We start from the raw sequence: 6965 nt of genomic DNA, 5'->3' as shown, positions 1-6965 counted from the left end.
CGACGGCGGCATCATGAAGCTCAACGGCAAGCGCATCCTCTTCAAGGGCGTGGACCGCCACGAGTTCGACGCCTGCCACGGCCGCGCGGTGCCGGAATCCGTGATGATCAGCGACATCCGCTTCTTCAAGCGCCACAACATCAACGCCGTGCGCACATCGCACTATCCGAACAACAGCCGCTGGTACGATCTGTGCGATGAGTACGGCATCTACGTGATCGATGAGACGAATCTCGAAACGCATGGCAGCTGGACCTCGCCGGGCGACATCGTCACCCCGGAAACCGCCGTCCCCGGCAGCAAGCCGGAGTGGCGCGACGCGTGCCTCGACCGCATCGCCAGCATGATCGGCCGCGACTACAACCATCCGTCGGTGCTCATCTGGTCGCTCGGCAACGAATCGTATGCGGGCAGCGTGTTCAAGGACATGTACGACTACGCGCACGCCGTCGACGCGATGCGTCCGGTGCACTACGAGGGTGTGTTCTGGAATCATGATTGGGATTGCGTCACCGACATGGAGACGCGCATGTACGCCAAGCCGGACGAAATCAAGGCGTATCTCGACTCCAATCCCGCCAAGCCGTACATTTCCTGCGAATACGCGCATTCGATGGGCAATTCGACCGGCGGACTGCACATCTACACCGATTTGGAGCGCTATCCGCAGTACCAGGGCGGCTTCATCTGGGATTTCGTCGATCAGGCGCTGTTCCAGCAGCAGGCCGACGGCACCGAGCGGCTTGCGTACGGCGGCGATTTCGGCGATCGGCCCAGCGACTACGAGTTCGCCGGCAATGGCATCGTGTTCGCCGATCGCACGCCGACGCCGAAGGCGCAGGAAGTCAAGCAGCTGTATGCGAACGTGAAGATCGCGCCCGATGAGACCGGCGTGACGATCACGAACGACAATCTGTTCGTCTCGACTGCCGGATACCTGTTCACCGCTCGGACGCTGGTCAACGGGGTCGAGCGCTGGCATGCGGACTATCGTTTCGATGTGCCGGCCGGGCAGACGAAGCGTTTCGATGTGGCGTTCCCGAGCGTGGATACGATCGCGGCCGGTGCTGCCGGTGGTTGCGGCTGCGGCTGCGGGCACCCCACCGAGGTCACGTTTGAGGTCGATCAGCTGCTTGCCGAGCCGACCGACTGGGCCGAGGCCGGCTATGAGCTGACGTTCGGGCAGCATACCGTTGCGGTTGGCGCGGTTGGCGCGGTTGGCGAGTCGACTGCGGCAACCGGCTGTGGCCGCTGCCGTAGGCCGGCCGCCGTCGTGGTGACCGACCGCTTCAACGACGGTATGCACACGGCCGATGCCGAGGTGCTGTTGTCGAAGACCACCGGCGGTATCGTCTCGTTCCGCCACGGCGATCGCGAACTGGTGCTGCGTCGGCCGAATCTGACCACGTTCCGTCCGCTCACCGACAACGATCGCGGCAATGCGAGCGGATTCGACCGCGCGCAGTGGATGGCCGCCGGCCGCTATGCGAAGTGCGTGTCAACGACGATCGCTCCCGCTGAAGTGCGCGGCGGCGCCGGCCTGGTCGCCGACTACGTGTACGAGCTGGCCGAGCCGAACCGCACGCATGTGACGGTGCACTACGATGTGGACGCGCGGCTTCGCGTGCATCTGCGCGCCGAGTATCCGGGCATCGATTCGTCCAGCGTGCCGACGCTGCCCGCGTTTGGCATCGAATGGACGCTGCCCGCGCAGTACGATCGGCTGCGTTTCTACGGTCTGGGACCTGAGGAAACGTATCGTGATCGCATCCACGGCGCGAAGCTCGGCGTGTATTCGCGTACCGCTGCGCAGGATTTCGCGCCCTACCTGGTGCCGCAGGAGACCGGCAACCATGAGGGCGTGCGCTGGGCGGAGATCACCGACGCGCTTGGCCGCGGCATGCGCGTGAGCGCGGTCGGCGGTGCGGCTGCTGGTGTGGCTGGTGTGGCTGGCGATGGTGATACTGCTGCGGCTGCTGCGGCTGCGGTTAGGCCGTTCGCGGTGAGCTTGCTGCCGTACGGTTCGCTGGCGATCGAGGAGGCGATGCACGCCGACGAGCTGCCTCCTGTACGCCACACGTTCCTGCGTCTGCTGGCCGCGCAGATGGGCATCGGCGGCGACGACACCTGGGGCGCGCCCGTGCATCCCGAGTTCCAGCTGCCCGCCGATCAGCCGCTCACGCTCGACGTGATGCTCGAACTGCTGTAGTCGCGGTCGCCGCCGCGGTTTGGCGCGGCGCGTCCGTGATTGCGGGACCGTTGCTGTGAGGCAAACAGCTCTCTCTGCCGTTTGCCTCACTGTGCTGTCCTGACAGGGGGGCGGAAACACGGTCAACGGTCTTTCGCCGCGGGACAATGGACATCGTTCACGGACATCGTTCACGCCAATGGCATGTTGGTTGCCAATTGGCAACCAACCAGAAAACCATGAGGGACGGTATATCAACGATCCACGCTGGACCTATGGTTGCTAATCGGCAACCAATACGCCATTGCGGCAAACACCAATGACTCGCCACCCCTCAGCCCCGCTTCGCGGTCCAGCTCGATCTGCCAGTATGGACGCGCCGCGCGCGCTACGGCCTGAGCGTGGAGACCGGAGCGACGACCACGCCGTCCGGACGCGTGTAGCTGTAGGCTCCAGTGCCGGTGAGCACCATCAGGAAGCTTGGTTTGTTCATACGACTTGTATCAAGACGGCTTGCGAGTTTGCGCAGATTCCCGGCACCTTCCTCGATCAGGCGATTGCCCCCAAGCTTGACTTCAATGAGCCCATAGCGACCATCGCGTAGATGGATCACCGCGTCGCACTCCAGTCCGGTCTTGTCTCGGTAATGGAACACCTGACCGTCCAGCGAATCGGCGTATACGCGAAGGTCGCGCACGCACAGTCCTTCAAACAGCAGACCGAACGTCTCCAAGTCAAGCAGAATGCCCTGCGGATTCACACCTAGCGCAGCCGTGGCGATCGACGGATCGACGAAATGGCGCGTATCCGCTGAGCGAATGGCTGTTTTGGATCGAAGGTTGGGATTCCATGCCGACAGGTCCTCGATGACGAATATCTTCTCCAGCGCACGCAGATAGGACTGCACTGTCTTGGCGCTGGGGCCGGACGTCTCGTTCGCTGCAGCGTCGGCGGCGATCTGCGCCGTCGACGCCTGAGATGACTCCATGCGGGCATAGGAACGCAGCAGACGTCTGGCAAGATGCGGATCGCGCTCCACGTCGTCGACACGGGAGATGTCGGATTCCACGACTGCATCGACATAGTCCACCGACTGCTGAAGCGCCGCATATTCGTCGGTGATGCCGACCGCGCCCGGCCAGCCGCCGCGGCACAGCAGAAACGCCAGTCGTTCGATGCTCATTCCTGCATGGGATGGAGGGAGCGACTCGCCTGCGAACAGCGCGGCCAACGATGTCGTGCCGGTTGAATCACCTGATTCAAACAGACTCATCGGACGCATGCGCATGCGCGCGATACGGCCGGTGCCTGTATGCGAAATCTCGTTGAGATTGGGCGGCACACTGGATCCGGTGAGGATGAACTGGCCAAACGCGCCGCGCCTGTCCACCTCGAACCGCACGGCATCCCATAGCTGCGGCGCGAGCTGCCATTCGTCGATCAGTCGCGGCACGGCTCCTTCGAGCAGAAACGACGGCTGGGTTTCCGCAAACAGCAGGTTCTGGGCTCGTGCCGCCGGATCGGCCATATAGAGCGTGCTTGCGGCGATCTGTTCACAGGTTGTGGTCTTGCCGCACCACTTCGGTCCTTCGACAAGTACGGCGCCCTTGGCGGAAAGTCGTTTGCGCAGCAGTGCGTCATAGACCCGCGGCAGGTACGATGAGCGGCCACGAGGGTTGTGTTGCGGTGTTGGGGATGGTGGCAGCGTTGGTGGTTGTGGTGTTGACGGCGGCGTCGGTGGTGTTGACGGCATGTGCACACCTCGCGTTTCCTCATTTGGACCGTTTTCGTTTCCTCATTTGGCTGGTTTTCGTTTCCTGATTTGGCTGATTTGGCTGCTGATTCGGCATGGGGAAGGGGCCTGTTGATGCCGTTCTTAGTCGGCATCAACAGGCCCCTTTGGATGATTGTTTGCGAACCGCCTTCGCTATGCGCGGATCGCTATGCGGCGATCACCACGCTGCGATCACAGCACGCCCTGCGCGACCATCGCGTTGGCGACCTTGACGAATCCGGCCGCGTTCGCGCCGAGCATCAGATCGCCTTCGTGGCCGTACTCCTTGGCGGCCTTGAGGGATTCGGCCACAATCGTCTCCATGATGTTCTTGAGCTTGGCATCGACCTCGTCGAACGTCCACGACAGACGGTAGCTGTTCTGGCTCATCTCAAGACCAGAAACCGCCACGCCACCGGCGTTCGCGGCCTTCGCCGGGCCGTAGAGCAGACCGGCGTTCTGATACACGGCGATCGCCTCCGGGGTGGACGGCATGTTCGCGCCTTCGACGACGACCTTGCAACCGTTGGCGACGAGCGCCTTCGCGGACTCCTCATTGATCTCGTTCTGCGTGGCGCACGGCAGTGCGATGTCGCACGGCACGGTCCATACGCCGGAGCAGCCCTCGTGGTATTCCGCACCCGGCACGCGCTCTGCGTACTCCTTGATGCGCCCGCGCTCGACCTCCTTGATCTGCTTGACCACATCGACCTTGATGCCGTTCGGATCGTAGACATAACCGTTGGAATCGGACACGGTCACGACCTTCGCGCCCAGCTGCTCGGCCTTCTGCGCGGCGTAGATCGCCACGTTGCCGGAGCCGGAGATCACCACGGTCTTGCCTGCGAACGAATCGTTCTTCAGCACGCGCAGCGCCTCGGCGGTGTAGTAGCACACGCCGTAGCCGGTGGCCTCGGTGCGGGCCAGCGAACCGCCGAACTCCAGGCCCTTGCCGGTCAGCACGCCGGAGTACTCGTCGCGGATGCGCTTGTACTGGCCGAACAGGTAGCCGATCTCGCGGCCGCCGACGTTGATGTCGCCGGCCGGAACATCGGTGAACTGGCCGATGTGGCGGCACAGCTCGGTCATGAATGCCTGGCAGAAGCGCATGACCTCGGCGTCGGACTTGCCCTTCGGGTTGAAGTCGGAGCCGCCCTTGCCGCCGCCCATCGGCAGCGTGGTCAGCGAGTTCTTGAGGATCTGCTCGAAGCCGAGGAACTTGATGACGCCTTCGTTGACGGTCGGGTGGAAGCGCAGGCCGCCCTTGTACGGACCGATCGCGGAGTTGAACTGCACGCGGTAGCCGCGGTTGACCTGCACCTTGCCTTCATCATCGGTCCACGCGACGCGGAACTTGACCACGCGCTCGGGCTCGACGATACGTTCAAGCACGCCAGCCTTCTCGTATTCCGGATGCTTTTCGACCACAGGCTGGATCGTCTCGAAGACCTCGCGCACGGCCTGCAGGAACTCCGGCTGGTCGCCGTCGCGCTGCTCGACCTGTGCATATACGCGCTTGACGTATTCGTTCGTGAACATAGTGAAACTCCCCTTTGGGTTGGACCATTGTTGAGACGGCTTCATTCTAGGCTTCTTGCGTCGCGCGCTCAAGGTTTATTCCGGTATTCGTCGCGGCGGCCGCTTGTGGAGGCTGGCACTGTGGCGGCGCTGTGGCGGCTGCGCGCATTGTGCCAACACGCTGGGTCGGTGGTCGGTCGCATGCTGCATGGAAGCTGGAGAGGAGGCGCTGAGGCACGGCATTGATTGGATTGCAGGGAGGCATCATGATCGACGGATTCAAGAAGTTCATTGCGCGAGGCAACATGATCGACATGGCGGTTGGCGTGGTGATGGGCGGTGCGGTGACCACGGTCGTCAATGCGATCGTCAACAACGTCATCAATCCGCTGATCGCAATGATCTTCGGCAAGCCCAATATGGATGGGCTGCTTGCGATCACCTTCAACGGGGCGACGATCTCGTTTGGCGCGGTACTGGGGGCGCTGCTCAACTTCCTGATCATTGCGGTGGCGGTGTATTTCGGCGTATTGGTGCCGATCAACAAGATTCGTGACATGTCCGAGGCGTTGCTGGTCAAGGCGCGGATCAAAGAGGCCGGGGCTACTGAGTCCGGAGAATCGGTTGGGACTGGGGAGACTGGGAAGACCGTGGATGGAGGTAAGCCCGGTGAATCCAGGAAGTTTGTGAACGATGGTAAGCCCGGTGAATCCGGGAGCGACGGGAAATTCGGGGAGCTCGGGGAGTCGGAGAACGGCGGGAGTGACGGTGCGCCTGCGAGTTCTGCGACGTCGAGCGCCGATGCGCAGGTCATCGCGCTGCTCACCGAGATCCGCGACGAACTTGCCAAGGAGCGCATACAAGATCGTTCATGAGCCATGTGCGGTGGTGCGCGAGCGTCAGGGGCGTGTCATGCGAGCGGTACGTAATGCGAAAACGGGGCTTATTGGTGTTATGTCCCGCGGATCGGTGGCGCGCAATGTGATTGTGTGCTGATCGTGCGTTGCGTCCCACGAAACAGTGGGACGGAGTGTGATTCGGGCCTGTTTTTGCGTTGTGTCCCACGGCTTCGCCCGGGTCACAGCGTTCATTCAGGGAGCGTTCAGGCGAAATCGTTGGAAAATGGCGGATTCGGTGTGAGGCTTTCATGGCTGGTTTGCTCTGGGATAGTGCGCGAGTGGGACGGAACGCAGAAGCGGGGCTTATGCGCGTTGCATCCCGCAGAATCGCCATTTTTTGTGGGACGGAACGCGATAGAGGGCCTTTGTTGCGTTGCGTTCCACAGGTCATCCGCCAGTCGGTGGGATGCAGCGTGATTTTGGCTTGTTTTTGCGTTGCATCCCAAATGATGTCCGTGAGAGTGTGGGACGCAACGCAAAACAACTCCCATTCCGCATTCCGTACCACTGGCGTGGCGTGGGTTTGGTCACGGGGAGCGGGTCGCTCCCCGTGACCGCTTGATGAAAACCTTGGTATTCCAACGTT

General features: G+C 62.3%; 3 protein-coding genes and 1 pseudogene. 2 read left to right on the top strand and 2 right to left on the bottom strand.

Translation table 11 applies throughout. The annotated features are described in order from the left end of the window. On the top strand, positions 1-2209 hold a 2209-nt coding region (locus tag EHS19_RS00930), incomplete at its 5' end, for a glycoside hydrolase family 2 TIM barrel-domain containing protein (RefSeq protein WP_151915961.1). Positions 2210-2576: 367 nt separating this feature from the next. Here EHS19_RS00930 and EHS19_RS00925 read toward each other — a convergent pair. Both EHS19_RS00925 and gdhA read right to left on the bottom strand, forming a co-directional pair. Then, complete coding sequence (locus EHS19_RS00925; RefSeq protein ID WP_151915915.1) at positions 2577-3941, bottom strand: ATP-binding protein; 1365 nt, start codon at positions 3939-3941, stop codon at positions 2577-2579. 213 nt (positions 3942-4154) lie between these two features. Further along, complete coding sequence (gene gdhA / locus EHS19_RS00920; RefSeq protein ID WP_151915914.1) at positions 4155-5501, bottom strand: NADP-specific glutamate dehydrogenase; 1347 nt, start codon at positions 5499-5501, stop codon at positions 4155-4157. A 245-nt stretch (positions 5502-5746) separates the two neighbouring features. On the opposite strand from gdhA, the pseudogene EHS19_RS00915 reads away from it, so the two are divergent. After that, positions 5747-6062 (top strand): annotated as a pseudogene (locus EHS19_RS00915) (MscL family protein); the annotation flags it as partial. Between the last annotated feature and the right edge of the window lie 903 nt (positions 6063-6965).

This window comes from Bifidobacterium jacchi, assembly GCF_009078285.1.
In the GTDB taxonomy this organism is placed as follows: domain Bacteria; phylum Actinomycetota; class Actinomycetes; order Actinomycetales; family Bifidobacteriaceae; genus Bifidobacterium; species Bifidobacterium jacchi.
This window is presented reverse-complemented; position numbering and strand designations above follow the sequence as displayed.

Coding starts and splice junctions, on each gene's coding strand:
- EHS19_RS00925 (WP_151915915.1), bottom strand. CDS start 3,941: ATGCCGTCAACACCACCGACGCCGCCGTCAACACCACAACCACCAACG.
- gdhA (WP_151915914.1), bottom strand. CDS start 5,501: ATGTTCACGAACGAATACGTCAAGCGCGTATATGCACAGGTCGAGCAG.